Raw genomic sequence first — 22,980 nt, 5'->3', positions numbered from 1 at the left:
AAGGTGGAAATGATTATGAAGAAAACAATTTTTGAAGAAATGGGCGGCACTTATATCAGACACGGGGATTATTTTATCCCCTGTCTTACCTTGACGGAGGAAGAACAGAGATTTATCGGCGTATGGGGACAAAGACATTTACGCTATCTGAAAGAATATCGTAGAAGTGTATATTTGAATTTACTTACAAGTGGCAGGCTGAATAGTTATCTTGCAGATATAGAAGAACAGGCACAAGAACGCTTTGAAAGGATTATAGAGCAGATGAAACAGGAGCAGGGCATTACAGAACAGTTAAAGGCAGAAAATCAGATGGAATGGGTATCGAGAATGAACAATATACAGGCGTGTGCAAGAGAGGTTGTGAACGCCGAATTGATTTATAACTAAAAGAAAAGAGATTTTGGATAAATGCTTGACTGTAAACCTTGTTTATAGCTTATTCTTAAGATAAAATAGAGTTGCTTGAAAGGAGTGCATAACATGACAATAAAAGATGTAGAAGAACGAACAGGTTTATCCCGTTCTAATGTCCGTTTTTATGAAAAGGAAAAACTCGTTGAGCCTTCAAGAAATGAAAGTAATGGTTATAGAGATTATTCTGAAAATGATGTGGAAAATATAAAGAAGATAGCATATCTGCGTACATTGGGAATTTCTATTGAGGATATACGAAGTATTATATCTGGGAAAGTAACTTTGCAGGAAACGCTTGAGAAGCAGAATGAAGTATTAAAAAGTCAGATTACTGATTTGAATAAGGCGAAACTCATGTGCGAAAAAATGCTGGATGAAGAAAGTATTAGTTATGAAAAATTACAGGTAGAACAATATGTAACAGAGTTGCAGGATTATTGGAAAGATAATCAAACTGTTTTCAAATTGGATTCAGTCAGCTTTTTGTATATATGGGGAAGTATGCTTACTTGGATAACGATTACCGTATTATGCTTGATTATTGGGGCGTTGTCTTATTCTAAGCTGCCAGTAAAGATTCCGGTACAATGGAGTAAAGGTGTGGCAACATCTTTGGTGAATAAAAACTGGATTTTTATTTGTCCCGTTATCTGTATTATAATCCGTTATTTATTAAAACCTTTTATTTATGCCAAATTACAGATGAACAATTATTATGGAGATATTATAACAGAGTATTTGACAAATTATATGTGTTTTATTGTGTTGTCGGTAGAAATTTTCTCCATACTTTTTACTTTCGGAGTGGTAAAAAATATTGTTGTACTGTTATTTGTGGACACAGTAGTTTTTATTGGATTGTTAGTCGTTGGGCTGACGAAAATGGATTTGAGAGGAAAAGAAATTTTATGATTCAGATTTCAAATTTAAGTAAAAAATATGGTGAAACGGTTGTTTTTTCGGACTTAAACTATACATTTGAAAATGCTTGTATTTATGGACTTGTTGGAAGAAATGGAGCTGGAAAGACTACTCTTTTAAATATACTTTCGAATTATGACAAAAATTATACAGGAGTAATCTCTATCGACAGAAAAAAGATGAATAAGGTTGATTATCTTGATATGCCGGTCGCCTATGCAATGGATCAACCAAGTTTTTTTAATGAGCTGACGATATATGAAAATCTTCTTTTGATTGCTTCAAGCAGAAAGATAAAAAAACAAGAGGCATTTGATAAAATCGAGAGGATTTTAGATGGGTTGGGATTAAAAAAGTATGAGAACTATTCTCCGTTAGAACTTTCAAAAGGTACAATGCAACGGTTAAATAATGCTTGTGCAATGATACAAGAAGAAAAAATTACTATTTTTGATGAACCATTTTCAGGACTTGATCCTGTCCAAATGAAACTTTTAGAAAATGTAATAGTGGAGTTTCACAAGAAAGAAAAAGGAATTTACATTATTTCAAGCCATGATATAGAGTGTTTACAAAATGTTTGTGACAAGTGTCTTTTGTTACATAACGGACAAATTAGAGAAATCAATATGGAGGAAGTTGACAGAGAGGAAATAGCAAAAATTTTATCTGAAGGGGAGTAAGTATGTATCAGTTGCTTTTGAAACAGAGATTCAAATTTGCAGTTAGAATGGTCAAACGAAATATAGGTGCTTATCTTATACTGATTGCTATTGTGCCATGTATTCTTATATTGCAATCTATGATTCAGAAAAACTATGGAATGGATATTGCTGTTTTATACCATATGGTATTCTCTGTTTCTTGTTTATGAATTTGTTTGGAACAATACCAAGAATGCGTATTTCTCCTGAAACTTATATTTGGAAAATAGAAAAAACATATATTTGGAGAGTGAAGAAGATAGGAAAAAGCATGGTACTGACGTTGAGTGTTGCGTTGATTTTATTTTGGGCTTTTCCAATGGAGGGAATGGTCTTAAGACAGTTTATTGTGGCTATGCTTTGTAACCCAATTGTCAATATGCATACGGTTTTATCAACACAATATAAATATCGGGATATTATGAATATATGTATGTTGGCAGTAGTAATGATTTGTTTTTTTTATGGAAGTGTATTTGTTACCAGTATATTATTGATCATTTACGGATTATATTTTATTTTATATCCTTATTTTAGCTATCAAGCAATTATCCCGTTCTTTCAACAATATAATCAGATGTTATATGGATTTTTGAATAGAGAATATGATACAGTTTTGCAAACGCAGGATGAAGTGTTCTTCCAAAATAATCAGAAAGAAATGAAAGGACTGATGAAGAAATATTATGGCAGCCGCTATCGTTTTTTGATGGTTTATGAGGTGGTTAGTATTGTCAGAAGAAAGAAACAGATTATGTATCAGTATTTTGCGATTGTTTTAATCACAATGTTATTATCGCAGATAGACGGAAAATATATTGAGTATGTATTATTGTTTTCTATATTGATATTAGGACAGAATGTTGTCAGCTATAATGTGCAAAATGAATTACGTTTAGTTAGAAAAGGATTTCCGCTCAGATATTCTTTAAAAGAAAAATTACAATGTAAGTCAGTTATTGGAATGTTCTTGTTGTTACTTCCAATGCTCTGTTATTGGATAGCGTATAAAATTGAATTATTTAGTATTATCCTTTGGATATGGATACCGATTCAGAGTATTATAATATATACAGCAAAGAACCGACTGCAAAGGTTACTATATATACTTCCGTTTTATATTTTGTCATTGTTATCTATGAGAGTATGGCAGATGTTTTTTTAACAATAAGATTATTGATTTTCTAAGCAAAACCGCTTATAATTTGAGTCGGTACATATTGCTATTATCCACAGTTACAGGGCGTGTGTTATCAATGCCGATAACAAAATGATAACATTAGCCTGTATAGGCAGGATAATATGGATAAATCAAATAATTAAAAGAAAAGCGAACACGGCAACAAATAATCTCTAAACAAAATTGATTAGTGATTGTCGAGTTTGAATAACGGATTTAAATGCCGAAAGCCTGTATTTATGCGGGTTTCCGGCATTTATTTTATCAAATGGCTCTGGTTTGGCTCTATTTGTGGAGAGAGTAATAGCAAGATTAAGGAGAATTTATGAAAAAGATAATCATATTAAGAGGTAACTCTGGAAGTGGAAAAACAACAGTAGCTAGAGCGTTGCAAAAAAAATTTGGATACAATACAATGATGATTTCACAAGATGAGATTAGGAGAAATATCTTGTGGGTTAAAGATGGCGTTGATACTAAGGCATTACCACTTATGATAGAACTTATGAAATATGGGTATGAGCATTGTGATGTGGTTATTTTAGATGGCATCATGTATGATGAGTGGTATAGTCCTTTATTCAAAACGGCAAATGAATTGTATGGAATGGATATATATGCGTACTATTTTGATATACCATTTGAAGAGACGGTCAGGCGGCATAATACACGAGATAAAAAACAGGAATTTGGTGAAGAAGATATGCGTAGATGGTGGAGAGAAAAGGATTTTTCATCAGTTTTTAATGAAAAAATTATTACATCTGATATTGATGCAGACAGTATTGTTGAAATGATATATAGAGATTCAGCAAATGAAGGATAAGGGTATTACGAATGGCAAGAACAGAAAAAGTGATAATGACAAATATGTGTATGGTGTTTAGTGAAAATAGGGTACTTGTCCAAGATAAGACTGATGACGATTACTCTGGAATAACATTTCCGGGAGGACATGTGGAAAGAGGAGAATCATTTACAGATGCTGTGATACGCGAAGTGTGGGAAGAAACTGGATTGAAAATTTCAGAACCAAAACTTTGTGGGATGCAGGAAAGCAGGAAGTATCGGGAAAAGCAAGGCTGATGATATGGAGTTCTGGACAAAACAGGAGTTTAAGCAGTTTCTTCCGTCTATGGATAAGAAACCAGAGGCGAGAATGGCATTTATGCTTTTGTATTGGACAGGAATGCGTATAGGAGATGATGATGATAAAATAAGACTAAATCAACGGAAACCCAGTAAATACAAGGGGTTGAGGCGATTTGGTCCTGAAAAAAACTTGCAACGAATCAACAAATTTATGAAGGAAAGGCCTATCTTTTATAAAAACCTTATTCAGATGAAAGAAAATATTCGCTTTTATCTGAGATGCTTTTACTGTATCACGAAAGTGATGATATTACAATTTAATAGCGAAAACAGGACCGAATTAGCTCGTAATGGATGAAAATCTGTTTAGCTGATTCGGTCATTTTTATTGATTGAAAGGTGATGAAAAAATGGCTAGAATTATTTCTATTGGTATGGCTGCATTAAGTGTCATCATTGGAGCATTGATCGGAAGTATCATGATTCCAGTGTATGTGATCAGAGCGATATACGTTTTTATACGGTATATCATTGGAAAATAGAAGATTAGTTTGATAAGAGGCAGGCTTGCGAAAACAAAAATCGTAAGTCTGCCTCTTTTTTTGTGCCTAAAAACAGGCAATTCAGGGTAAATCCCTTTTGCAAATATTAGTTTGGAGGATTTTATTATGAGAGAAGGAATGCGTTTGCCTATGCAACGTATGGAACTGAGAGAGCAAATGCCTATAAGATTCTGGAAGATACCCTGAACCTGAAAGATGTCCGCATTTATGATAAGAGTGTCAATGAGAATGGTGATGAAATCCGTGTCCTTAATAAGAAAGAAACCATGCTGGCATCACAGAAGCAGGATGCCATGAAAGTAGCATTTAAGGATTGGATTTTTAAAGATCAGCAGAGGCGTGAAAGACTGGTAAAAGTTTACAATGAACGATTTAACAGTATCCGTCCCCGTGAATATGATGGCAGTCATTTGACTTTCCCAGGAATGAATCCGGAAATAGAGCTTCGCCCGCATCAGAAAAATGCTGTTGCACATCAGCTTTACGGAGAGAATGTGCTTCTGGCTCATGTAGTAGGAGCTGGGAAGACTTACGAGATGGTAGCGGCTGCAATGGAGAGCAAGAGGTGCTTGCCGTTTACTCTGTAAAAACGAATACGGATCAAGATAACCCCCAAGAGGTTGCCACAATGGACGATGGCAAAAAGCAACTCTTAAAAGACATCTTTTGGGAGATGAATCAAATATCTTCCCGAACAGAGAGCAAGACCGAAACAGTTATTACCGAAACCGATGACGGACACGGTAATATCGTGGAAACTGAAAGCACGGTCACACAAACCTATCTGTATATTACCGTCAGCCACAAGACTGCCGAGGAAATGGCGGCGCAATATGGTTTTAACGAAGAACAGAAAGGCTACCTCGCTGAACTGCTTGCAGATGAAAACAATTACCTTTGGTCACAGGTGCTTTACGGCATTACAGGCGGCGACGGACAGATCGTGACCGTTGCACTCTCTCTGGTTGGCAATGTGGGCGGTCAGCCGTATTGGTCGTGGTACGGTTTTAACTCCCGTGTAGAATGGTGTGCTTGCTTTGTATCTTGGTGTGCCAACGAGTGCGGCTATATCGACGCTGGAGTTATCCCAAAATATGCAGGCTGTGTCAACGGAGTACAATGGTTTAAGGATCGTGGACAATGGCTGGATGGCAGCGCCGAGCCTGCCCCCGGAATGATTATTTTCTTCGATTGGGCAGACGAAAGTGGTCAGGATGGATTATCCGACCATACGGGTATTGTTCAAAAGGTCGAAAACGGCAAGGTTTATACGGTCGAGGGCAACTCCGGCGACAGTTGCCGAGTCAATGAGTATTCTATCGGTTATTACGAGATTCTTGGCTACGGCGCACCTGCCTATTAAAATACACAAGCCGCCTGCATTTTGCAGGCGGTTGGATTACATATCAGAAAGATATTGTGCCGGTTTGAAAACTAAAAGTCTCAAAATACAGACTTAATAATTGCGATTTCACTCTCAAAGTGCTATAATACAAACTATATTTGGGTGGAGGTGCGGAAATGAAAGTACGGTACAACAAACTTTGGAAACTTCTGATTGACAAGGGAATGAAAAAGAGTCAATTACGAGAAGCGGTCGGGGCAAGCAAAAGTACATTTGCGAAACTCGGAAAAAATGAAAATGTTACCCTTCCCGTGCTGTTGAATATATGCGAATACTTAGAGTGTGATTTTGGCGACATAATGGAAGCCGTACCCGAAAATGAGGTGTAGGATCAATGAACAAGAAGATTTTAATTGTGGATGACGAAAAAGAAATCGTTGATCTGCTTGAAGTGTATTTGAGTAACGATGGTTATTCAGTATATAAATGTTATAATGGGTTAGAGGCGATGAAATGTATCAAACAGTCGCAGATTGATTTAGCGATACTTGATATTATGCTGCCGGATATTGATGGTTTTCGACTTTGCCAAAAAATTCGGGAAAAGTTTTACTTCCCTATTATTATGCTTACCGCCAAAATTGAGGATAGCGACAAGATTATGGGGCTTACGATTGGTGCGGATGATTATATAACGAAACCGTTTAATCCTTTAGAGGTTGTGGCAAGAGTAAAGACGCAATTAAGGCGTTATCAGAGCTATAACAGTCCTAATTTGAGCCAATCCGAAGAAAAAGACGAGTATGACATCAGAGGTCTACTGATAAACAGAGTCAGCCACAAGTGCTACTTGTATGGCAAAGAAATAGCCTTGACTCCGTTGGAGTTTTCTATTCTGTGGTATCTGTGCGAACATCAGGGTAAAGTTGTCGCCTCGGAGGAATTATTTGAAGCCGTGTGGAAAGAAAAGTATCTTCGCAACAGTAACAATACGGTAATGGCGCACATTGGGCGGCTTCGGGAAAAATTGAATGAACCTTCAAAAAATCCGAAGTTCATTAAAACTGTTTGGGGGGTAGGGTATGAAATTGAATAAAAAAGAAAAAAACTATCTGCTCTCTACCTTGTTCAAAGGGTATGTAATTCAATGTGCGATTTGCTCTGTGCTTATTTTTGGCGGTACTTTTCTTTTAGGAATTATGGCAGAGGAAATTCTCCGCAAGTATGTTTTGTATTATTACTTGTATTACAGAACAGTATATCTTTATATAGTGGCTGTAATCGTGTGGGGTGGCTGTATTATATACATGACATACCTACTTTTGAAAAAAGTAGTCGCCTATGTGTACGAGGTACAGGCTGCGACAGGAAAAATGTTCGATCAGAATGTCAGTTACATTGAAATGTCCCCGGAGTTGAGTGAAATCGCCGCTAACATCAATCAGTTAAAACAAGAGGCTGAAAGTAATGCAAGGCTTGCAAAAGAAAATGAGCAGCGAAAAAATGACCTGATTATGTATCTTGCACACGATTTGAAAACACCGCTTTCTTCTGTAATCGGGTATCTTACTTTACTGCGTGATGAGTCGCAAATCTCAAAGGAACTTCGAGAAAAGTACCTTTCAATCACTCTTGGTAAGGCAGAACGGTTAGAGGATCTGATTAACGAGTTTTTCGAGATAACACGATTCAATATATACGATATTACATTACAATACACGAAAATCAATTTAACTCGCCTGCTGGAGCAACTTGTATATGAATTTAAGCCTATGCTCAAATCAAAGAATTTGCAATGTAATCTTTGTGTTGATGATGATATAATGCTTCGATGTGACGCAGACAAAATTCAGCGTGTTTTTGATAACCTTTTGAGAAATGCGGTTATCTACAGTTTTGAAAATACGGATATCACGATCAGCGCACAATGTCAGGAAGATACGGTCAGCATTATTTTTTGTAACCACGGCGATACTCTGCCGGAAGAAAAGTTAAACAGGATTTTCGAGCAGTTTTATCGGCTTGACGCAGCGAGAAGTACAAGCAGTGGAGGAGCTGGATTAGGTTTGGCGATTGCAAAGCAGATTGTTGAACTACACAATGGTACAATCGTTGCAGAGAGCCAAGAGGATCAAAACAAGTTTTCAATTACTTTGCCGTTGGCGTAGGAAAATTGTAAGAATTTGCATAGAAAAAAAGAGGAATATCTTACGAGCAATCAAGAAAATACGGGCTTCTGTTTTGGTACAATAAAAGTATCAAGATAGAGGCTCGTATTTTTTGTGATACAGCATAAGGAGGAATGATGAAGTTGCTAAGAAAACAAATGCTGCTATGTTCTATTTTGTTTCTTGTATTTACGCTATCTGCCTGCTCTGCAATTGGGCAGACAGACGAAAACAATCTTACAGATAGCGCAACATCCGCAGAAAAAACGGTATCAGTTGTACGAGGGACGATTACTCCAACCGTTTCAACGCAAACGACTATTGTTCCGGCAGTACCGTTTATTATTTTCTCACCCGAAAATGGCATATTTAATACAGCGGTAGAATTAGAAGAAAAAATCACTGCCGGGCAAATTATTGGAACTGTGAACGGCAAAGAATTGAAATCTCCGGTGGATGGTACAATTACCTCTATTGCCCCATCCAATGAAAGCGTACCGAGTAATTATCCCGTAGCGATAGTGCATTATACAGGATTTGCCCTCAATGTAGAGGCAGATAATTTTTTGAGTACCTTACCGGAGTATGCAGAGTTGAAAGCAAAATTTCAAGTATATGATGGTGTAGGACCAACCGATATGATTGCCGTGGTGTCGCCTGCCGCAGATGAAAATGCGTTTACGGGAATCGTGCCGCAAGAGGGCATTCTGCAATGCTTGATCAGTCAAACAGTCGATGTGAAATCGGGGCAAAGTGCAACGGTAGTCATAACGGCGACAACGAGAAATGATGTCCTTATATTGCCGCTGTCGGTAATAGCGGGTAGACAAGGGACGGGATTGGTTACTGTAATTACTCCGAATGGAGAAAGAGTGGAAACAAAAGTGACATTGGGTGTGACAGACGGAGCCAATATAGAAATACTGTCCGGCTTAGAGGAGGGCGATGTAGTTTCTGCTACTCCGCCAAACCTTGATCCGAGGGGGATTTGATAAAATGAAAGGAATTTCCGAAAAGACTTTAATCAAAATAAAGGATTTGAAAGCAAGCGTCAAATTGAATAATGGCGATATGCTGACAACAGTAACCAACGCTAATATGGAATTGCAACGAGGGCGCAGTTATGCCATTGTCGGAAAGTCCGGCTCAGGCAAAACAAGCCTTATATCCATTATTGGCTTGTTAAATCGGGAATATGAGGGCGAGTACCTTTATGATGGTATATCTATTTCTGCTTTGAAAGACCGTGATCTGTCTATACTGCGAGCCAATAATATCGGATTTGTATTTCAGAACTACTCTCTGATTAAGCACTTGCGGGTATGGGAAAATATCGAATTACCCCTACTCTATGCCAAAAAGTCGTTTACCGCCAAACAGCGTCACGAGATAATTACAGGCTTGCTAAAAAGTGTCGGCTTAGAAAGCAAGGAAAATGATTACCCAATCAATTTGTCCGGCGGTGAACAACAAAGAGTTGCAATCGCAAGGGCGCTTGCAGTATCTCCGGAAGCCATTTTATGTGATGAGCCTACGGGAGCGTTGGATAAAAAGACGGGAACGCAGATTATGGAACTGTTGCACAGCGTCGTAAAAGAAAATGGAATTATGCTGCTGTTGGTTACGCACGATCCTGATATTGCAGATACCTGTGATACGATTTTTGAAATGGATGGAGGGAGGATAACTTGTGCTAAAAATGATACTTAAAGACCTTCGTCTGTCTCCACTTAGAAGTATTCTGACAAGTGTTTCAATGCTTGTAGGCATTATCGCAATGCTTGGATCGGTATTAGTTGGTACGCTTGGACGGGAGTATTTGATTTCCGTAAACGCACAGGTATATGGCTGGTCACCTACTTACTCATTCGTGATAACGGAATCCGATTTTCACGATAGAAATAAAATGGAACAATTATTCCAGAGATTTGAAGCCATTGATGATGTAGCCGCTGTTACTTTTTCTATGGGAGAAGATATTCGATTTGCACCAATGAAAGATTTAACGCCAATACCGCCGAATGATGTTTACCAAAACCTGATGGCTTTTGATTTAGTTTGCACCACGGAGGCATATAGTCAAGTCTATAATCTTCCAATGACATCCGGTAGATGGTTAGAGCCTCGAGTGAGGGCGGATCGCTTGAAGTGGTCATAAACAAAGAAGCTAAAAACTATTTTAATGATTCGCCCTATGCTGCAGGAAATGTAAAAAGCACACTTTCGTTAACCCCATTCAATATTGTCGGAGTAGTAAACGATGGCAGGGATTTTCCGACTATCTATGCGGATTCTGCGGCGATCCTCAATTTCGCACCAGCAATGTGGCAAGTACAAAATGCAAATGTGTATTGGCATCCCACAACAGGACTGACAATCGAACAGATACATTCTGCCCTTGGCGACATTTTGACTGATACCATTGGCGGTTACTGGGAAAGTGCTGGGCGGAGTGATATTGGAGATACCTATGATTCGGTATTGTCCATACTGCAATTAGGGCTTTTGGTTACTTCGCTTTTGTTGCTGTTTGTTTCCGTATTAGGGCAGATCAATATCGGACTATCTTCATTGGAACAGCGCACACATGAGTTGCTGATCCGCAGAGCGATAGGTGCTTCACGAACAAATATTGTGGCATTGGTTTTAGGCTCACAGTTGATTTTATCAATATTCGTTTGCTTTGCAGCTATTTTGATTTCGCTGATTTTGGTGCATTGTATTGGAGCGTTGCTCCCTGTGGATTCCCCGGTGGGAACACCGAGTTATCCAATCAGCGTTGCTGTTGTTGCAGTTGCTGTGTCTGTGCTTACAGCATTATTGGGCGGATTATTACCAGCATTGAAAGCAGCAAAATTAGAGCCTGCATTGGCTCTTAGATAATAAAACTCAATTTAAGGAGGAAACAAAATGAAACGAACAATCTCAAAATCCGAAAGACCGTACAGACTGTTATTGTGTGTTATGATTTCTTTGCTGGTGATTATGCTGGCAGGCTGCTCCACTTCTTCGGACTCCGACACAAACACAAGAGGTTTCACGGACTTTGCTACCATTGAAGAAGAATACCTAACGACCATTGAGAGTTTGAATTGGCCGGAGGGCTTTACGCCGCCTGATGCTTTGGAAGGCGAAGATACGGGAGCGTCTTTTCAGATAGGATATGGCGATACAAGAGCATCTAACCTTTGGGAATATTCTTGGATGCAGGAATGGCTTGATACTTACAATACGGATTCGGAAAGGGCGGCAAAAGCCTTAGCTGAACTCGAAAAAGCCTTTGATATGCCTTATATGGGAACAGATCGCTGTGATGACGCCACACGCAAATATCTTCGTGATAATATTGATAAAGCTAAGTTGGGAGATCCGTCTGGATTTACAGAGTGTATTCAGGCAAATTATGCCGATTAAAAATGGCACATAGGAGTTTTGGTGTTGGGAGGTGAGCACATATATGCAGAGAAAACGCCGTAAGAAAAAACGATTTGGAGTATTTTTGTTTTTGCTTGTAGTTTGTATCGGCATAGGTATAATGTTTGTGCCGTGGGCAATGCAGCCGGAAAATTTCAGAGAGGTAAAGAATAAAATAAATGGTTTTCTCTACAAAGAAGATTTTCCTGACTCTTATAATGCAAAATCGCTGATTTTGGTGGATTGTTCTGATGATGAAATATTTGTTTCAAAAAACGAGAACGAGCCACAAATTCCTGCAAGTTTAGCCAAGCTGTTTGTTATTGAGTATGCGTCAACTTTAGCAGACCTTGATAGTATCGTTGTTGCAGACTATGGTGCTATTTCACTCACGAAACCTGGCTCGTCTGTTGCTCAAATCAAGGAAAAAGAATACTTTTTACACAATCTATTTGCGGCAATGTTAGTACCGTCAGGGAATGACGCAGCTTATGTGGTTGCTGATTATTGTGGAGGATTACTTTCGCCGCAAGCAGAAAGCTGTCAAGAGCGTGTGAGGATTTTCATGGAGAACTTAAACCTGCATTTGCAACAGCAGGGGTACTTAGACACAGTTTTATATGATCCGAGTGGTTTTGATATGGAGGCACTTACCACCACTTTAGATTTGAAAGAAGTAGTATATCGGTTGTTGGAATACTCGTGGTTTAGAGAAATTGTATCTCAAAACACTTATACGGCAACACTGCCTGATGGCAGTACACAAATATGGCAGAATACAAACGCCTTCCTTGATCCGACATCCGAATATTACAACGAAAATGTATGCGGAATTAAGACTGGCTCTCTGTCTGACGACTATAACTTGATTGTGCTTTATCAGCAGCACGGAAAAGAGTTTTTGATATGCAGTTTAGGCTCTCAGTCCGATTCCTCTCGTTATGACGATGTGAATTTTATTCTGAAAACGATTGATGAATCGTATTATCTCACGCAATAAATCTTATGTTGTCCAAGACAAAAAAACTAACCAAGGGGGGTGATAATATCGGACGAATCGTAATAATGGAGTTCAAAGCACAAGACTCAACAGCCTTTGACGATATGCTGGCTTTTGTAAAACAGCACCCTGATTTTGAAAAATTAGAGATTTCATATGAGCCGACATTATCCCTTTCCGGCTTAGAAATCAATTTGAGCCGGCGCAGAGTTATCAATAACGGTCAGGAAATTGAACTGACCGTCAAAGAGTACGATATACTCTGCTTGCTCGCAGCCAATAAAGGTCGTGTTCTTACATACGAGCAGATTTATGATAAGGTGTGGGGCGAAATATCAGCAGGCAATGAAAAGGATACCGTAGGCTTTCACATTCGGAATCTTCGTAAAAAACTTTGTGATACAAACTCTCACTTTTCCATAGATAGTGTTCGTGAGATCGGCTACCGCTTTAACAGTCAGTAAGCAGTCCCTCGTAGTTCATAATGAATTGCGAGGGATTATTCATTTTCTAAGACGGTATGTCGGAATTTGATAAATCCCTGCAAATGTTGATTTTATACGACTGTTAAGAGCAATATCGTGTCTAAACTTGCGACTGGACTTTGCATTTTCTACGAGTTATCTTCGTAATATCTCGGCATTATACTACTGGAATGTTTATCATAAACAGGGCATGATTTATGGCAGAATGGGCAGTCGTTCTCGTGCCATTTATTAGGTCTTGCTTGGATACGAATATGTTTAACTCCATTCTTATCAGAGTAAAGATTACAATTTTTTATAACTGTGTTCTTGACATTACGGAGATGAATCAGTGGATAAATCATGAAAAAGAAGTTCTAGCTGAGATTGCAAAGCAATATGGAATTGAATGGGAACAGAAAGGTACTCATGAGGAACATTTGGACGTTTACAATTTCAAAAAGAAAGAACGGAAAAAGGAAGTACAGGTGCTAGAACAGGAAAAAGAATACTTGACAGTAGAGAACGAAGGATTGGCCGTACAAATCGCAGAATCCAGAGAAGATATACAGCTTTTGAAGGAAAGTAAAGAACAGGCGGTCAGAGATAAAAAAGCAGCAGAAAAGCGTGCAGAAACAGTAGAAAAACAATTAAAAAGCTTGGAAGAACGCAGGGAACAGTTACAGCCGATTATGGATAATGTGAGTAAGGAAATAAAAGAATATGGAATAGTTAAAATGTTGTTACCGGAAGCAGGAACGTTGGAACGGGCAGCAACCTACCGGGACAAAAAAATCAAACCGCTGTTTCTTCAGATAAAAAATAAGGTTGCGGCAATGGCTGCGCAGGTTAAAGAACTTACAAAAGAGGTGGAAAATTGGAAGAGTAAATATCAAAAGCTGAAACAAAAATATAACGGTATTCAGAAGGAGTTGGATGATATGCGTAAAGAAAATCATAAATTGTCAGAAGAAAAGAATATAATGCAAGGTGTTTCTGATAGGTATGACCGTGTTGTACGAGTTCTGGGAATAGAGACGGTAGATGCGGCAGTACAGCAGGATATTCGTAACGAGAAAGCTCTGGAAGAAAAGCAGCGGATGGAACAAATGCCGAAGGGAAGTATTCATGAAAGATTAGCCTGGGGAATAAAAAAGAGTGAGATGGAGAATCAGCAGCGTAAGAAAAATAAATCAAAAAATAGAGAAATGGAGAGATAAAATCATGGAAAAACACGTTTATGATGAAAAGAACGGATTAAGCTATACTCTGTGTGGAGATTATTATTTGCCGGATCTGGTATTGAATGAGGACGAACCGACCTATGGTAAATATGGAATACTGCGGAAGCAATTCCTGAAAGAGTATAGACCGGCACGATACCAGTATTTATTGATAACGGGGGAATTGACAGCACATTTAAATCGAGTTGATCAGGAAGCTAGGGAACAGGTAGAAAGCCTAATGAAGCAGATGGCAGAAAAACAGGGTGTGACAGAACAAGTGAAAATGCAGGATCAGATGAAATGGGTTGGTTTAATGAATGGCATCAAAGCCTGTGCAGAAGAAATTGTGTTGAAAGAGAGGGTATATATGTGAGTAGAAAGGGTGATCGAAAGGCTGCTCTTTACAAAGATGAAAATAAAAATTGCTGAAAAGGCATGAGAGTTGTAGTGTAAAACTCTTTTGACATTGTGTTTTCCGTTAAGTAAAATATCTTTGATAGACAGATAATGAAAAAATGATTATTCTTGGCTCAGATCAAGAGAACAAATTACTTGCGAAGGGAGGAAATTATATGGAGCTGAGTATACAGATAAAAAAATACCGAACAGAGCTTCATCTATCACAGGAGGAATTGGCAGAAAAGGTATATGTAACAAGACAGACAATTTCTAATTGGGAAAACGAAAAGAGTTATCCTGATATTCATAGCTTGTTACTTCTTAGTTCATTGTTTAATGTATCTCTCGATCAATTAATTAAAGGAGATATAGAGAAAATGAAAGAAATTATTAGCGAGCAAGAAATTAAAAAGTTTAATTATTATGGTTCCATCTATACAGTTCATTTGGTCGTGTTGATTATATCGGCAGTACCTTTGTTTATGTGGCTCGGAAGGTATGCGTATATTCCGTTTGGGATTTTATTTATTATTACAATGTCCTGGGCGTTAAAGGTTGAAAAACTAAAAAAGAAAAATGATATACAAACCTATAAGGAAATTGTTGCATTTACGGAGGGAAAAAAATTGGATGAACTTCATAAGGCAGTTGAAGTGGGAAAACGTCCTTATCAAAATATATTAAAGGTTATTATCAGTGCGGGTGTTACAGCGATGAGTTGCTTCTTAATTGGAGTACTGATGCACGTATTCTTGAATTAATTAAATTTAAGGATATTTTGATTTGTAGAATTATAAAATAGAGCATTTTTCTCGCAGATTTTAACCGGTAGTTAAGAAATCGAAGCCATAATTAAACGAAGGCTCAATTGTAAACCCATATTAGAAATACTATAATGAGAATATAAACAGGAGGTAGGAACAATGCAAATTGGTGAGAAGATAAAAAACTATCGGAAAACTGCGGGATTAACACAAGAACAGGTGGCGGATTATTTGGACGTTTCTACTCCTGCGGTAAATAAATGGGAAAAAGGAAATACATATCCAGATATATCATTACTTCCGGCAATTGCTCGATTATTAAAAATTGATATGAATGAACTATTTTCATTTCGTGAAGAATTGACAGAAAAAGAGATTGGACAATTTGTGAATGAGCTTTCGGAAGTTTCATTGGATAGCTTTATAAAAGCTTTTGAGATGGGAAAAAATAAAATAAAGGAATATCCTCATTGTGATTCGTTGATTTATTCAATTGCTACTGTTTTAAATGCGACGTTAACTTTATCCGATGTTGATGATGAGAAAAAGTTGGAATGCAATAATGTGATTGTTGAATGGCTGGAACGAACTGCTGAAAGTCCGAATGAAAAGGTAAGGCTTTCTAGTATTTTTATGCTTGCGGCGAAATATATACAAATGGAAAAATATAAAGAAGCAAATATCTTTTTGGATAAAATTCCAGATACTATGATAGATGCCACAATTATGAAAACGAATGTACTAGCACACCAGGAAGGGACAGATATTGCAGCGTTCTTTTTAGAGGGAAAATTGATGCAGACAGTTACGAATATACAAAACTATCTGTATAAGTTGATAGAAATGGAAGAAGAAACCGGAAATCATTGTAAAGCAGAGGAGATTGCCGAAATCACAGAACATATGGTATTGTTATTTGATCTGTGGGATTACGGTAAAGTAGTACCATATCTATTGATTGCCGTGTATCGAAAGGATGTAGAAAAATGTATTCAGTTGATAAAAGAAGTGCTGATGGAGTCACAGAAGCCATGGAAGATGGTGGAATCACCTTTATATTACAGATATGCGGATACAGTACATGGAAAATCTTTTTCAGGTGTTGGAAATAATTTTGTTCGTGCATTAGCTATAGAAATTGAAAATAAAGAAGAGTATGAATTTTTGAAAGGAAATAAAGAATTGGAGGCGATTTTTTCTCAATATTTAAAATAGATTGCGATAAAAATATATAGAAATGATAAAATAAAAGCTGTAAAAATCTACGTTGAATTTTACAGCTTTTTGTGTATAATAGAAGTAGCAGAAACAATTTAAATCAAAGGAAGGAGCTGAAAGAATATGGCAAATATTTTACCAGTATCTGATTTGAGAAATTATAATGAAGTCCTGAAAAACTGTCATAAAGGAGAACCAGTATATCTGACCAAGAATGGCAGAGGACGTTTCGTTGTCATGGATATTGAGGATTATGAGCGTGACCGGGCAGAGAAAAAGCTTCTGATGAAGCTGCAGGAAGCTGAAGAAGCAGTGAAAGACGGAGAAGGCTGGCTGGATCTGGATGAATTAAAAGCACTTGTGGGGGAATAAGATGTTAAAACTGCGGATCAATCCGATTGTTGCAAGGGATTTGAAAAATATCCGGGATTATATTGCTGAAGACAATGAGGAATATGCTGCGAAGACAATAAAGGAAATTTACGGAAAATTTGAAAATCTTCAGATGTTTCCGGGAATGGGATCGGATCTCTCCAAACGGGTCAGCTTTCGGACAGATTATAAATATGCGATATGGGAAGATTATGTTATTATCTACAAGGTCGGTAACGAATATGTAGAGATTTATCGTGTAGTTAACCGATATCAGGATATCACAAGGATTTTTGAATAAGATTTTCCGTGCTTAAAAAGTTGGTGCAAGAGGACGCATAATTATGGATAAAATAATAAATTGGATTAGTGAAAATAAGGAATGGTTTTTTAGTGGTATAGGAGTAACTGTCGTAACATTGATACTTGCAGCAATAAAAAAAGTGTTTTGTAAGAAAAAGCAAGAAAAAAATCAAACAAGAATAGAGCAAGTTAATTATGGTACAAAAAGCACGCAAATAGGAATTCAAAATAACTATTACACGAAAGAGGAAAACGATGAGTGATGGGACAAAAGTAATACAGAAATCAGCACTGGGATCCGATACAACACAGATTGGGGAACAAAATAATTATTATGGTATGACAGCAGAAGAAGCGAGTAATTTAGCTATAAAATTGTTTATGGATAATTTTCCTAGACTGCAAGAAGAAGCCAAGAAGATTGCTGAAGAGCGAGCAGAAGAATTGTGTAAAAATATAGTGGATAAACTAAAAAAACAAGGGAAAACAAATTTCTCTGAATTTTCAGATCCTGATATTCAATATATTTTAAATAAGTCACATCAGGAATATGCACGATTTGGAACTCAAACATTACATGATTTGTTAAGTGATCTTATTGTTAACAGAATAAATTATGATAATGACTACTATATGAAAATCCTTTTAGATGAAGCTGTAGAAATTGTAAAATCACTATCAGAAGTTCATTTAAATTATCTTTCGCTAATATTTTTATGTAAAGAAACAAGGATGAATTCTATTAATTCTATTGATTTACTTAAAGAACATTGTGAATATATTTGCTCAAAAATGCCAATTACAAATGGGATAGAGAGCAGTGTCCCCTTTTTATATATGCTTAGATTATTAACTATTTCTTTAGGAAATGCAGACGAGGTGTATGCAAAAAAATACAATTTGGATATAGGCAAGGTTAAAGAAATACTACCATTAGCAATGAATAGTATTCCAGGGGATTATAGTTTAACCCCAGTAGGAATTATAATTGCAATTATAAATATACATAATAAAACAAATCTAAATTTAGACTTTAAAATATGGATAAAATCTGTTTAAAGAAATATTGAAAAATTGTCTTAGGAAAATGATAACATATATTTGATAACAAAATGATAACACCGTTCAGTACAGCCTATGGACTTAGGACAGTTGAACACATATAAAACCAAATAGAACCATAATGCCAATACTAAAAAGTATAGTAACAAAATTTTATTTGCGAGTTTGAATAACGGATTAAAATGCCGAAAGCCTGTATTTATGCGGGTTTCCGGCATTTATTTTATCAAATGGCTCTAGTTTGGCTCTAGTTTGGCTCTATTTGTGGGCGGGATAAGGGTTGCGAAAGCACTGATGGAGAAATAAAGGCATAATGGTAAGGAAAAAGTGATATATGCATCTTGGAAGCACAGCAATACTGAAAATTATAAGTTCAGCTGGAACAAAAAGTAAGTTATGTACTGGAGAATTCTGGGGATCTGTGGGGGGATTTGCGGGAAAAAAGGAAAAAGCGTATAATGCAAGAAAATAATGTTTTCACAGTGTAAAATAGAGGAGAGAACTATCATGCAGAAAATACTGATTGTAGAAGATGATACAAATATCAATAATCTGCTTCAGGAAGCATTATCCAAAGCAGGCTATTCCTGTGAGCAGGCGTTTTCCGGAACTGAGGCAAAGCTGCTTTTGAATATGCAGGAGCATAGCTATGCACTGGTGTTGCTGGATTTGATGTTGCCGGGAATTACAGGAGAAGCAGTTCTGGAGGAAATACGGAAAAAGGGAAATCTTCCGGTTATTGTTTTGACTGCGAAAGATAGCTTGGATGAAAAGGTAAAGGTTTTAACTAGTGGGGCTGATGATTATATAACGAAACCTTTTGAAATCAGAGAGGTACTGGCAAGAATTCAGGTACAGCTTCGTCATACAGAAGAAAAGGAAATAAAAGAATCTAACCTTTCGTTCAGAGAGATGGTATTGAACAAAGCTACTTTTCAGGTCAGCATTGGTGGAAAAATACTTCCTAAGATAACAAGACAGGAGTTTGCGATTTTAGAATTACTGCTCAGAAATCCGAAGCAGGTTTTCAGTAAAGAGGACATTTTTGAATATGCGTGGGACGAACCATATATGGGTGAAACAAAAACTCTGGATGTACATATAAGCAATATTCGTAAAAAGATAAAAACAGTTACATCTGAGGAATATATTGAAACAGTCTGGGGAATCGGTTATCGTCTTCATCTATAATCTTTACTCTTTTTTTACTATTTATTTGCGTTTGATTAGGATTATTCCTTTATGATAAATGCAGATAAGAAAAAGGAGATGAAAAACTTGAGCGAAATGTTATTGGAAACAAGAAACTTGACTAAGCAATATGGACACCATAAAGCTGTGGACAGTGTCAATATGCATATTAAAAAAGGTGCTATTTATGGTTTTATCGGTCGGAATGGAGCTGGGAAGACAACTTGTCTGAAGATGATCAGTGGACTTTCCAAGCCAACTTGTGGAGAAATCGAGATGTTCGGATACAAGGGAAAGGATTTGCAAAAAGTTCGATCACGGATAGGATGTCTGATTGAGGCACCGGGACTTTATGGAGATATGACTGCATATGAAAATCTGAATATCAAATGCAAGCTGTTTGGAATAAAGAAAAAAAGTTATATTGAAGAAATATTGAGAATTATCGGTCTGGAGGATGTGGGAAAGAAAAAAACAAAACATTTTTCACTTGGAATGAAACAGCGTTTGGGAATTGGTCTTGCTTTGGTTGGAGAACCAGATTTATTAGTTCTTGATGAGCCAATCAATGGATTGGATCCACAGGGTATTGCAGAGATCCGGGATACGATTCAGAGACTTCAGAAAGAGAAGAATATGACAATATGCATTTCCAGTCATATTCTTGAGGAATTATCGAAGATTGCTACTGATTATGGAATTATTCATAATGGAAGTTTATTACAGGAAATTACAAGAGAAGAATTAATAAGAAGATGCAGTGAACGGATAGAGTTGACATTGGATCATCCGAAACAGGCGATTCCGGTGATGGATTCTATGGGATTTACCAACTATCAGGTAACAGATAAAGAGCATATTCATATTTTTGAACGATTGAATGAAAGTGCAGCGTTGAATATGGAACTTGCAAAGTCAGGAATTCCGGTAAAAGGGATTTCCATAACCAGTGAAGAACTGGAAACTTATTTTCTGAATCTGACGGGAGGTGCGGATCATGCTTAATATAATAAAAATGGATTTATACCGGATGCTTAAAACCAAAAGTATGTATGTAATCTGGATCGTACTGGCAGCAATATTATTGATTACAACATCTTTATGCAAGACAGATTATGAGCTTTTGACTGAAAAGGATGCCATGAAACAGGAGCAGGTTACTGAACCTACTGTGGATAATATTAATGTGGGAATGATGGTAACGCTGCCTACGGAGCCGGGAGAAAAGGTGACGGTATATGATATCTTTTTTGCCAATTCCCAAGGAAAATTGTATGCACTGCTTTTGGTGATTTTTACTGTTCTGTTTTCAACAGCGGATATCAGTAGCGGATATATTAAGAATATAGGAGGTCAGGTTAGAAATAGAGGAACTCTGATTTTTTCCAGGGCAATTGCCTTGGCTGTCTTTACGGTACTGACAATGGCAGGTGCATTCTTATTTCAGGCAGCGGCGAATGGTATTTTTTTCGGGGAATTGGAATGGGGAAATACAAAGGCAATTTTATCTTATTTTGTGACTGAACTGGCTCTTCATTATGCACTTGTGCTGATTTGTATGGCGATTGCAATTGTTTTGAAAAATAATGTAATCAGCATGGTCATTGCTGTCTGTCTTAGCATGAATATAATGACCATTGTGTATGGGATGATCAATAGTGCTATTCAAAAAATAGGAATTCAGAATTTCCAGATTTATAAGTATACGATAACAGGAAAATTATCGCTGCTTCCTATGAATCCGAGTGGAAATGAGTGTTTGGCGGCATTTGGTGTGGCAATAGTGTTCATCGTTATGATGATATCAGTAAGCAGCGTTGTTTTTCAAAAGAGGGATATTTAACGGATGTATATCGTAATTGGGATATTAGCAGGAATTATTATCTTACAATTTATTATTATGTGGAAATACCAGCGGCAGGTGAAAGACATCTGCCGCCAATTGGCGTTTATGATGAAACATGACAGTAACATGTTGATTAACCATGAATTTGATGTGGGTGGAATAGGAAAGCTTTCTGACAAGTTGAATGAGCTTCTGGAACTGCGAAGAAAAGAGAAGCAGCATTATCAGGAGAAAGAAGCTCTGATTGCGGACACTTATACAAATCTTTCTCATGATATCCGCACACCACTGACATCTTTGGACGGATATTTCCAGCTAATGGAAGAATGTGAAAATATAGGGGATCAGAAACGTTATTTAAGCATTATCCACGAAAGAATTCATAGTCTGAATGAAATGTTGGAAGAACTTTTTATGTTTACAAAGTTAAAAAACGAATCTTACAGTTTGAAATTGACATTGTGCTGTATGAACCGGATTTTGAAAGAAACAGTTTTTTCATACTATGATGAATGGGTAAGAATGGAAATTCAGCCGGATATTCAGATTACGGAAGAACAGTTGTATATACATGGAAACAGGCAGGGACTCCGCCGTGTTATCCAGAATGTGATAAAAAATGGGCTGGATCATGGAGAAAAGAAGATTAGCATTGTGTTGGAACGTAATCAAAATCAGGCGGTGCTTAGAATCAGCAATCAGGTTACACATCCAGAACAGATTAATATAGATCAGGTATTTGAGCGATTTTATAAAGCAGATATTGCCAGAAGTAAAACATCTACTGGATTGGGACTATCTATTGCAAAGGAGTTGGTTAGTCGGATGGATGGAGAGATTGAAGCAAAAATAGAAAAAAAAGAGTTTATTGTTGAAATGAACTTTCCGATTGTAACCGATGCTAAATAGTATTTTGCGACGTAGAGGGATAATCAATAATTTTTATTTTGTAGGTTTGTCAAACATATGTTACACAGATGCCAGATAATCCTTTAGTACCTGATTTGGGGATTTCCATCCTAATGGACGCATAGGAAAGTTGTTATAATTCCTGCGATTATACACTTTCAACTGTTTGGCAAAGTCCTCAAAAGAATAAAAAGTATGAGTTGCATAAAAACGCTCATTATCCTTTCGGTGGCTTCTTTCATCTTTCCCGTTATGTCGTGGTGTAAAAGGTCGTATAACTTTATAGCGAATCCCATGCTGCTTCAGATGCACCTGAAATAGTGTGGGTTTGTCACGGTGAGTGGTAAAACGATTTGTAAATTCTGCTCCATTATCAGTTTGGATACATTGAATGGGTAACGGAAAGGCTTTCACCAGATGCT

The 22,980-nt window shown here is 37.1% G+C and carries 33 protein-coding genes and 1 pseudogene; 33 read left to right on the top strand and 1 reads right to left on the bottom strand.

Translation table 11 applies throughout. The annotated features are described in order from the left end of the window. The first annotated feature begins 15 nt into the window (after nt 1-15). The 33 genes and pseudogenes from DXA07_RS11970 to DXA07_RS11815 all read left to right on the top strand — a co-directional run bounded on the left by DXA07_RS11970 (nt 16) and on the right by DXA07_RS11815 (nt 22,558). Nucleotides 16-390, top strand: a complete 375-nt coding sequence (locus tag DXA07_RS11970; RefSeq protein ID WP_015540720.1) for a TnpV protein — start codon at nt 16-18, stop codon at nt 388-390. Between the two features lie 93 nt (nt 391-483). After that, nucleotides 484-1,329, top strand: a complete 846-nt coding sequence (locus DXA07_RS11965; protein WP_015540721.1) for a MerR family transcriptional regulator — start codon at nt 484-486, stop codon at nt 1,327-1,329. Further along, nucleotides 1,326-2,021, top strand: coding sequence for an ABC transporter ATP-binding protein (locus tag DXA07_RS11960; protein WP_015540722.1), 696 nt, complete (start codon nt 1,326-1,328; stop codon nt 2,019-2,021). Before DXA07_RS11965 ends, DXA07_RS11960 begins: the two co-directional genes overlap by 4 nt. Before the next feature lie 271 nt (nt 2,022-2,292). After that, the gene (locus DXA07_RS11950) at nt 2,293-3,207 is read left to right on the top strand and encodes a hypothetical protein (RefSeq protein ID WP_243015450.1); all 915 of its coding nucleotides are present in this window, start codon (nt 2,293-2,295) and stop codon (nt 3,205-3,207) included. Between the two features lie 340 nt (nt 3,208-3,547). After that, nucleotides 3,548-4,048: a kinase gene (locus DXA07_RS11945; RefSeq protein ID WP_118484753.1), complete on the top strand. Its 501-nt coding sequence runs from the start codon at nt 3,548-3,550 to the stop codon at nt 4,046-4,048. A gap of 11 nt (nt 4,049-4,059) precedes the next feature. Continuing rightward, the gene (locus tag DXA07_RS11940) at nt 4,060-4,308 is read left to right on the top strand and encodes an NUDIX domain-containing protein (protein WP_118484751.1); all 249 of its coding nucleotides are present in this window, start codon (nt 4,060-4,062) and stop codon (nt 4,306-4,308) included. Nucleotides 4,309-4,357: 49 nt separating this feature from the next. Beyond that, complete coding sequence (locus DXA07_RS14165) at nt 4,358-4,672, top strand: hypothetical protein (RefSeq protein ID WP_348980828.1); 315 nt, start codon at nt 4,358-4,360, stop codon at nt 4,670-4,672. A 52-nt stretch (nt 4,673-4,724) separates the two neighbouring features. After that, a complete protein-coding gene (locus DXA07_RS13800) occupies nt 4,725-4,856 on the top strand; it encodes a hypothetical protein (protein WP_284467268.1) in 132 nt (43 codons plus the stop codon). A 287-nt stretch (nt 4,857-5,143) separates the two neighbouring features. Next, nucleotides 5,144-5,464 (top strand): hypothetical protein, encoded by a 321-nt coding sequence (locus tag DXA07_RS11925; RefSeq protein WP_348980827.1) that lies wholly within the window; start codon nt 5,144-5,146, stop codon nt 5,462-5,464. Further along, nucleotides 5,437-6,240, top strand: a pseudogene (locus DXA07_RS11920) (CHAP domain-containing protein); the annotation flags it as partial. The gene DXA07_RS11925 and the pseudogene DXA07_RS11920, both read left to right, overlap by 28 nt. A 158-nt stretch (nt 6,241-6,398) precedes the next feature. Beyond that, nucleotides 6,399-6,611: a helix-turn-helix transcriptional regulator gene (locus DXA07_RS11915; RefSeq protein WP_008703822.1), complete on the top strand. Its 213-nt coding sequence runs from the start codon at nt 6,399-6,401 to the stop codon at nt 6,609-6,611. A gap of 5 nt (nt 6,612-6,616) precedes the next feature. Further along, nucleotides 6,617-7,318: a VanR-ABDEGLN family response regulator transcription factor gene (gene vanR, locus DXA07_RS11910; protein WP_004853366.1), complete on the top strand. Its 702-nt coding sequence runs from the start codon at nt 6,617-6,619 to the stop codon at nt 7,316-7,318. Beyond that, nucleotides 7,305-8,390, top strand: a complete 1,086-nt coding sequence (locus DXA07_RS11905) for a HAMP domain-containing sensor histidine kinase (RefSeq protein WP_008703821.1) — start codon at nt 7,305-7,307, stop codon at nt 8,388-8,390. Before vanR ends, DXA07_RS11905 begins: the two co-directional genes overlap by 14 nt. A 143-nt stretch (nt 8,391-8,533) precedes the next feature. Then, a complete protein-coding gene (locus DXA07_RS11900) occupies nt 8,534-9,382 on the top strand; it encodes a hypothetical protein (RefSeq protein ID WP_330386414.1) in 849 nt (282 codons plus the stop codon). Nucleotides 9,383-9,386: 4 nt separating this feature from the next. Then, the gene (locus DXA07_RS11895) at nt 9,387-10,100 is read left to right on the top strand and encodes an ABC transporter ATP-binding protein (protein ID WP_004853372.1); all 714 of its coding nucleotides are present in this window, start codon (nt 9,387-9,389) and stop codon (nt 10,098-10,100) included. After that, nucleotides 10,081-10,548: a hypothetical protein gene (locus DXA07_RS13610; protein WP_243015449.1), complete on the top strand. Its 468-nt coding sequence runs from the start codon at nt 10,081-10,083 to the stop codon at nt 10,546-10,548. The genes DXA07_RS11895 and DXA07_RS13610 overlap by 20 nt, the downstream gene beginning before the upstream one ends. Then, nucleotides 10,539-11,273, top strand: coding sequence for an FtsX-like permease family protein (locus tag DXA07_RS13605; RefSeq protein WP_243009403.1), 735 nt, complete (start codon nt 10,539-10,541; stop codon nt 11,271-11,273). Before DXA07_RS13610 ends, DXA07_RS13605 begins: the two co-directional genes overlap by 10 nt. A gap of 27 nt (nt 11,274-11,300) precedes the next feature. Then, complete coding sequence (locus DXA07_RS11885; RefSeq protein ID WP_015514509.1) at nt 11,301-11,804, top strand: hypothetical protein; 504 nt, start codon at nt 11,301-11,303, stop codon at nt 11,802-11,804. 43 nt (nt 11,805-11,847) lie between these two features. Further along, nucleotides 11,848-12,804: a peptidase S11 gene (locus DXA07_RS11880; RefSeq protein WP_012744280.1), complete on the top strand. Its 957-nt coding sequence runs from the start codon at nt 11,848-11,850 to the stop codon at nt 12,802-12,804. Nucleotides 12,805-12,869: 65 nt separating this feature from the next. Continuing rightward, nucleotides 12,870-13,268, top strand: a complete 399-nt coding sequence (locus tag DXA07_RS11875) for a winged helix-turn-helix domain-containing protein (RefSeq protein ID WP_015514508.1) — start codon at nt 12,870-12,872, stop codon at nt 13,266-13,268. 218 nt (nt 13,269-13,486) lie between these two features. After that, nucleotides 13,487-14,488: a hypothetical protein gene (locus DXA07_RS13600; protein WP_243013970.1), complete on the top strand. Its 1,002-nt coding sequence runs from the start codon at nt 13,487-13,489 to the stop codon at nt 14,486-14,488. Nucleotides 14,489-14,492: 4 nt separating this feature from the next. Then, complete coding sequence (locus DXA07_RS11865; protein ID WP_118484747.1) at nt 14,493-14,867, top strand: TnpV protein; 375 nt, start codon at nt 14,493-14,495, stop codon at nt 14,865-14,867. A 199-nt stretch (nt 14,868-15,066) separates the two neighbouring features. Beyond that, complete coding sequence (locus DXA07_RS11860; RefSeq protein WP_118484745.1) at nt 15,067-15,654, top strand: helix-turn-helix transcriptional regulator; 588 nt, start codon at nt 15,067-15,069, stop codon at nt 15,652-15,654. Nucleotides 15,655-15,816: 162 nt separating this feature from the next. Continuing rightward, nucleotides 15,817-16,872, top strand: a complete 1,056-nt coding sequence (locus tag DXA07_RS11855) for a helix-turn-helix transcriptional regulator (protein WP_118484743.1) — start codon at nt 15,817-15,819, stop codon at nt 16,870-16,872. A 126-nt stretch (nt 16,873-16,998) separates the two neighbouring features. Continuing rightward, nucleotides 16,999-17,247 carry a type II toxin-antitoxin system prevent-host-death family antitoxin gene (locus tag DXA07_RS11850; RefSeq protein ID WP_005333597.1) on the top strand — a complete coding sequence of 83 codons (249 nt, stop codon included), beginning with the start codon at nt 16,999-17,001 and terminating at the stop codon, nt 17,245-17,247. A gap of 1 nt (nt 17,248) precedes the next feature. Next, nucleotides 17,249-17,548, top strand: coding sequence for a type II toxin-antitoxin system RelE/ParE family toxin (locus DXA07_RS11845; RefSeq protein ID WP_118484741.1), 300 nt, complete (start codon nt 17,249-17,251; stop codon nt 17,546-17,548). A 43-nt stretch (nt 17,549-17,591) separates the two neighbouring features. Next, nucleotides 17,592-17,813, top strand: a complete 222-nt coding sequence (locus tag DXA07_RS11840) for a hypothetical protein (protein ID WP_118484740.1) — start codon at nt 17,592-17,594, stop codon at nt 17,811-17,813. Then, a complete protein-coding gene (locus tag DXA07_RS11835; RefSeq protein WP_118484739.1) occupies nt 17,806-18,609 on the top strand; it encodes an LPO_1073/Vpar_1526 family protein in 804 nt (267 codons plus the stop codon). Before DXA07_RS11840 ends, DXA07_RS11835 begins: the two co-directional genes overlap by 8 nt. A gap of 337 nt (nt 18,610-18,946) precedes the next feature. Then, nucleotides 18,947-19,084: a hypothetical protein gene (locus DXA07_RS13125; RefSeq protein ID WP_182427544.1), complete on the top strand. Its 138-nt coding sequence runs from the start codon at nt 18,947-18,949 to the stop codon at nt 19,082-19,084. After that, on the top strand, nt 19,084-19,803 hold the full coding sequence (locus tag DXA07_RS11830; RefSeq protein ID WP_008399859.1) for a response regulator transcription factor: 720 nt from the start codon (nt 19,084-19,086) through the stop codon (nt 19,801-19,803). The genes DXA07_RS13125 and DXA07_RS11830 overlap by 1 nt, the downstream gene beginning before the upstream one ends. A gap of 51 nt (nt 19,804-19,854) precedes the next feature. Then, on the top strand, nt 19,855-20,808 hold the full coding sequence (locus tag DXA07_RS11825; protein WP_008399858.1) for an ABC transporter ATP-binding protein: 954 nt from the start codon (nt 19,855-19,857) through the stop codon (nt 20,806-20,808). Then, nucleotides 20,801-21,646, top strand: a complete 846-nt coding sequence (locus tag DXA07_RS11820; protein ID WP_118484738.1) for an ABC transporter permease — start codon at nt 20,801-20,803, stop codon at nt 21,644-21,646. The genes DXA07_RS11825 and DXA07_RS11820 overlap by 8 nt, the downstream gene beginning before the upstream one ends. Before the next feature lie 3 nt (nt 21,647-21,649). Beyond that, nucleotides 21,650-22,558, top strand: coding sequence for a HAMP domain-containing sensor histidine kinase (locus DXA07_RS11815; RefSeq protein WP_118484737.1), 909 nt, complete (start codon nt 21,650-21,652; stop codon nt 22,556-22,558). Between the two features lie 60 nt (nt 22,559-22,618). On the opposite strand, the gene DXA07_RS11810 is transcribed toward DXA07_RS11815, so the two are convergent. Continuing rightward, on the bottom strand, nt 22,619-22,980 hold a 362-nt coding region (locus tag DXA07_RS11810; RefSeq protein WP_147352437.1), incomplete at its 5' end, for an integrase core domain-containing protein.

This window comes from Clostridium sp. AM54-37XD, assembly GCF_003478225.1.
GTDB classification, from domain to species: Bacteria; Bacillota; Clostridia; order Lachnospirales; family Lachnospiraceae; genus Coprococcus; species Coprococcus ammoniilyticus.
The sequence above is the reverse complement of the archived record's forward strand: the minus strand, read 5'-3'. Positions and strand labels throughout refer to the sequence as shown.

What these genes read in the sequence shown, in the direction of transcription:
- DXA07_RS11820 (WP_118484738.1), top strand. Translation starts at nt 20,801, where the DNA reads ATGCTTAATATAATAAAAATGGATTTATACCGGATGCTTAAAACCAAA.
- DXA07_RS11925 (WP_348980827.1), top strand. Translation starts at nt 5,144, where the DNA reads ATGCTGGCATCACAGAAGCAGGATGCCATGAAAGTAGCATTTAAGGAT.
- DXA07_RS11880 (WP_012744280.1), top strand. Translation starts at nt 11,848, where the DNA reads ATGCAGAGAAAACGCCGTAAGAAAAAACGATTTGGAGTATTTTTGTTT.
- DXA07_RS11885 (WP_015514509.1), top strand. Translation starts at nt 11,301, where the DNA reads ATGAAACGAACAATCTCAAAATCCGAAAGACCGTACAGACTGTTATTG.
- DXA07_RS11895 (WP_004853372.1), top strand. Translation starts at nt 9,387, where the DNA reads ATGAAAGGAATTTCCGAAAAGACTTTAATCAAAATAAAGGATTTGAAA.
- DXA07_RS11965 (WP_015540721.1), top strand. Translation starts at nt 484, where the DNA reads ATGACAATAAAAGATGTAGAAGAACGAACAGGTTTATCCCGTTCTAAT.
- DXA07_RS11850 (WP_005333597.1), top strand. Translation starts at nt 16,999, where the DNA reads ATGGCAAATATTTTACCAGTATCTGATTTGAGAAATTATAATGAAGTC.
- DXA07_RS13600 (WP_243013970.1), top strand. Translation starts at nt 13,487, where the DNA reads ATGGCAGAATGGGCAGTCGTTCTCGTGCCATTTATTAGGTCTTGCTTG.
- DXA07_RS11860 (WP_118484745.1), top strand. Translation starts at nt 15,067, where the DNA reads ATGGAGCTGAGTATACAGATAAAAAAATACCGAACAGAGCTTCATCTA.
- DXA07_RS11830 (WP_008399859.1), top strand. Translation starts at nt 19,084, where the DNA reads ATGTTTTCACAGTGTAAAATAGAGGAGAGAACTATCATGCAGAAAATA.
- vanR (WP_004853366.1), top strand. Translation starts at nt 6,617, where the DNA reads ATGAACAAGAAGATTTTAATTGTGGATGACGAAAAAGAAATCGTTGAT.
- DXA07_RS11940 (WP_118484751.1), top strand. Translation starts at nt 4,060, where the DNA reads ATGGCAAGAACAGAAAAAGTGATAATGACAAATATGTGTATGGTGTTT.
- DXA07_RS11970 (WP_015540720.1), top strand. Translation starts at nt 16, where the DNA reads ATGAAGAAAACAATTTTTGAAGAAATGGGCGGCACTTATATCAGACAC.
- DXA07_RS11960 (WP_015540722.1), top strand. Translation starts at nt 1,326, where the DNA reads ATGATTCAGATTTCAAATTTAAGTAAAAAATATGGTGAAACGGTTGTT.
- DXA07_RS11875 (WP_015514508.1), top strand. Translation starts at nt 12,870, where the DNA reads ATGGAGTTCAAAGCACAAGACTCAACAGCCTTTGACGATATGCTGGCT.
- DXA07_RS14165 (WP_348980828.1), top strand. Translation starts at nt 4,358, where the DNA reads ATGGATAAGAAACCAGAGGCGAGAATGGCATTTATGCTTTTGTATTGG.
- DXA07_RS11915 (WP_008703822.1), top strand. Translation starts at nt 6,399, where the DNA reads ATGAAAGTACGGTACAACAAACTTTGGAAACTTCTGATTGACAAGGGA.
- DXA07_RS13125 (WP_182427544.1), top strand. Translation starts at nt 18,947, where the DNA reads ATGCATCTTGGAAGCACAGCAATACTGAAAATTATAAGTTCAGCTGGA.
- DXA07_RS13800 (WP_284467268.1), top strand. Translation starts at nt 4,725, where the DNA reads ATGGCTAGAATTATTTCTATTGGTATGGCTGCATTAAGTGTCATCATT.
- DXA07_RS11865 (WP_118484747.1), top strand. Translation starts at nt 14,493, where the DNA reads ATGGAAAAACACGTTTATGATGAAAAGAACGGATTAAGCTATACTCTG.
- DXA07_RS11835 (WP_118484739.1), top strand. Translation starts at nt 17,806, where the DNA reads ATGAGTGATGGGACAAAAGTAATACAGAAATCAGCACTGGGATCCGAT.
- DXA07_RS11845 (WP_118484741.1), top strand. Translation starts at nt 17,249, where the DNA reads ATGTTAAAACTGCGGATCAATCCGATTGTTGCAAGGGATTTGAAAAAT.
- DXA07_RS11855 (WP_118484743.1), top strand. Translation starts at nt 15,817, where the DNA reads ATGCAAATTGGTGAGAAGATAAAAAACTATCGGAAAACTGCGGGATTA.
- DXA07_RS11815 (WP_118484737.1), top strand. Translation starts at nt 21,650, where the DNA reads ATGTATATCGTAATTGGGATATTAGCAGGAATTATTATCTTACAATTT.
- DXA07_RS11905 (WP_008703821.1), top strand. Translation starts at nt 7,305, where the DNA reads ATGAAATTGAATAAAAAAGAAAAAAACTATCTGCTCTCTACCTTGTTC.
- DXA07_RS11825 (WP_008399858.1), top strand. Translation starts at nt 19,855, where the DNA reads ATGATAAATGCAGATAAGAAAAAGGAGATGAAAAACTTGAGCGAAATG.
- DXA07_RS11840 (WP_118484740.1), top strand. Translation starts at nt 17,592, where the DNA reads ATGGATAAAATAATAAATTGGATTAGTGAAAATAAGGAATGGTTTTTT.
- DXA07_RS11945 (WP_118484753.1), top strand. Translation starts at nt 3,548, where the DNA reads ATGAAAAAGATAATCATATTAAGAGGTAACTCTGGAAGTGGAAAAACA.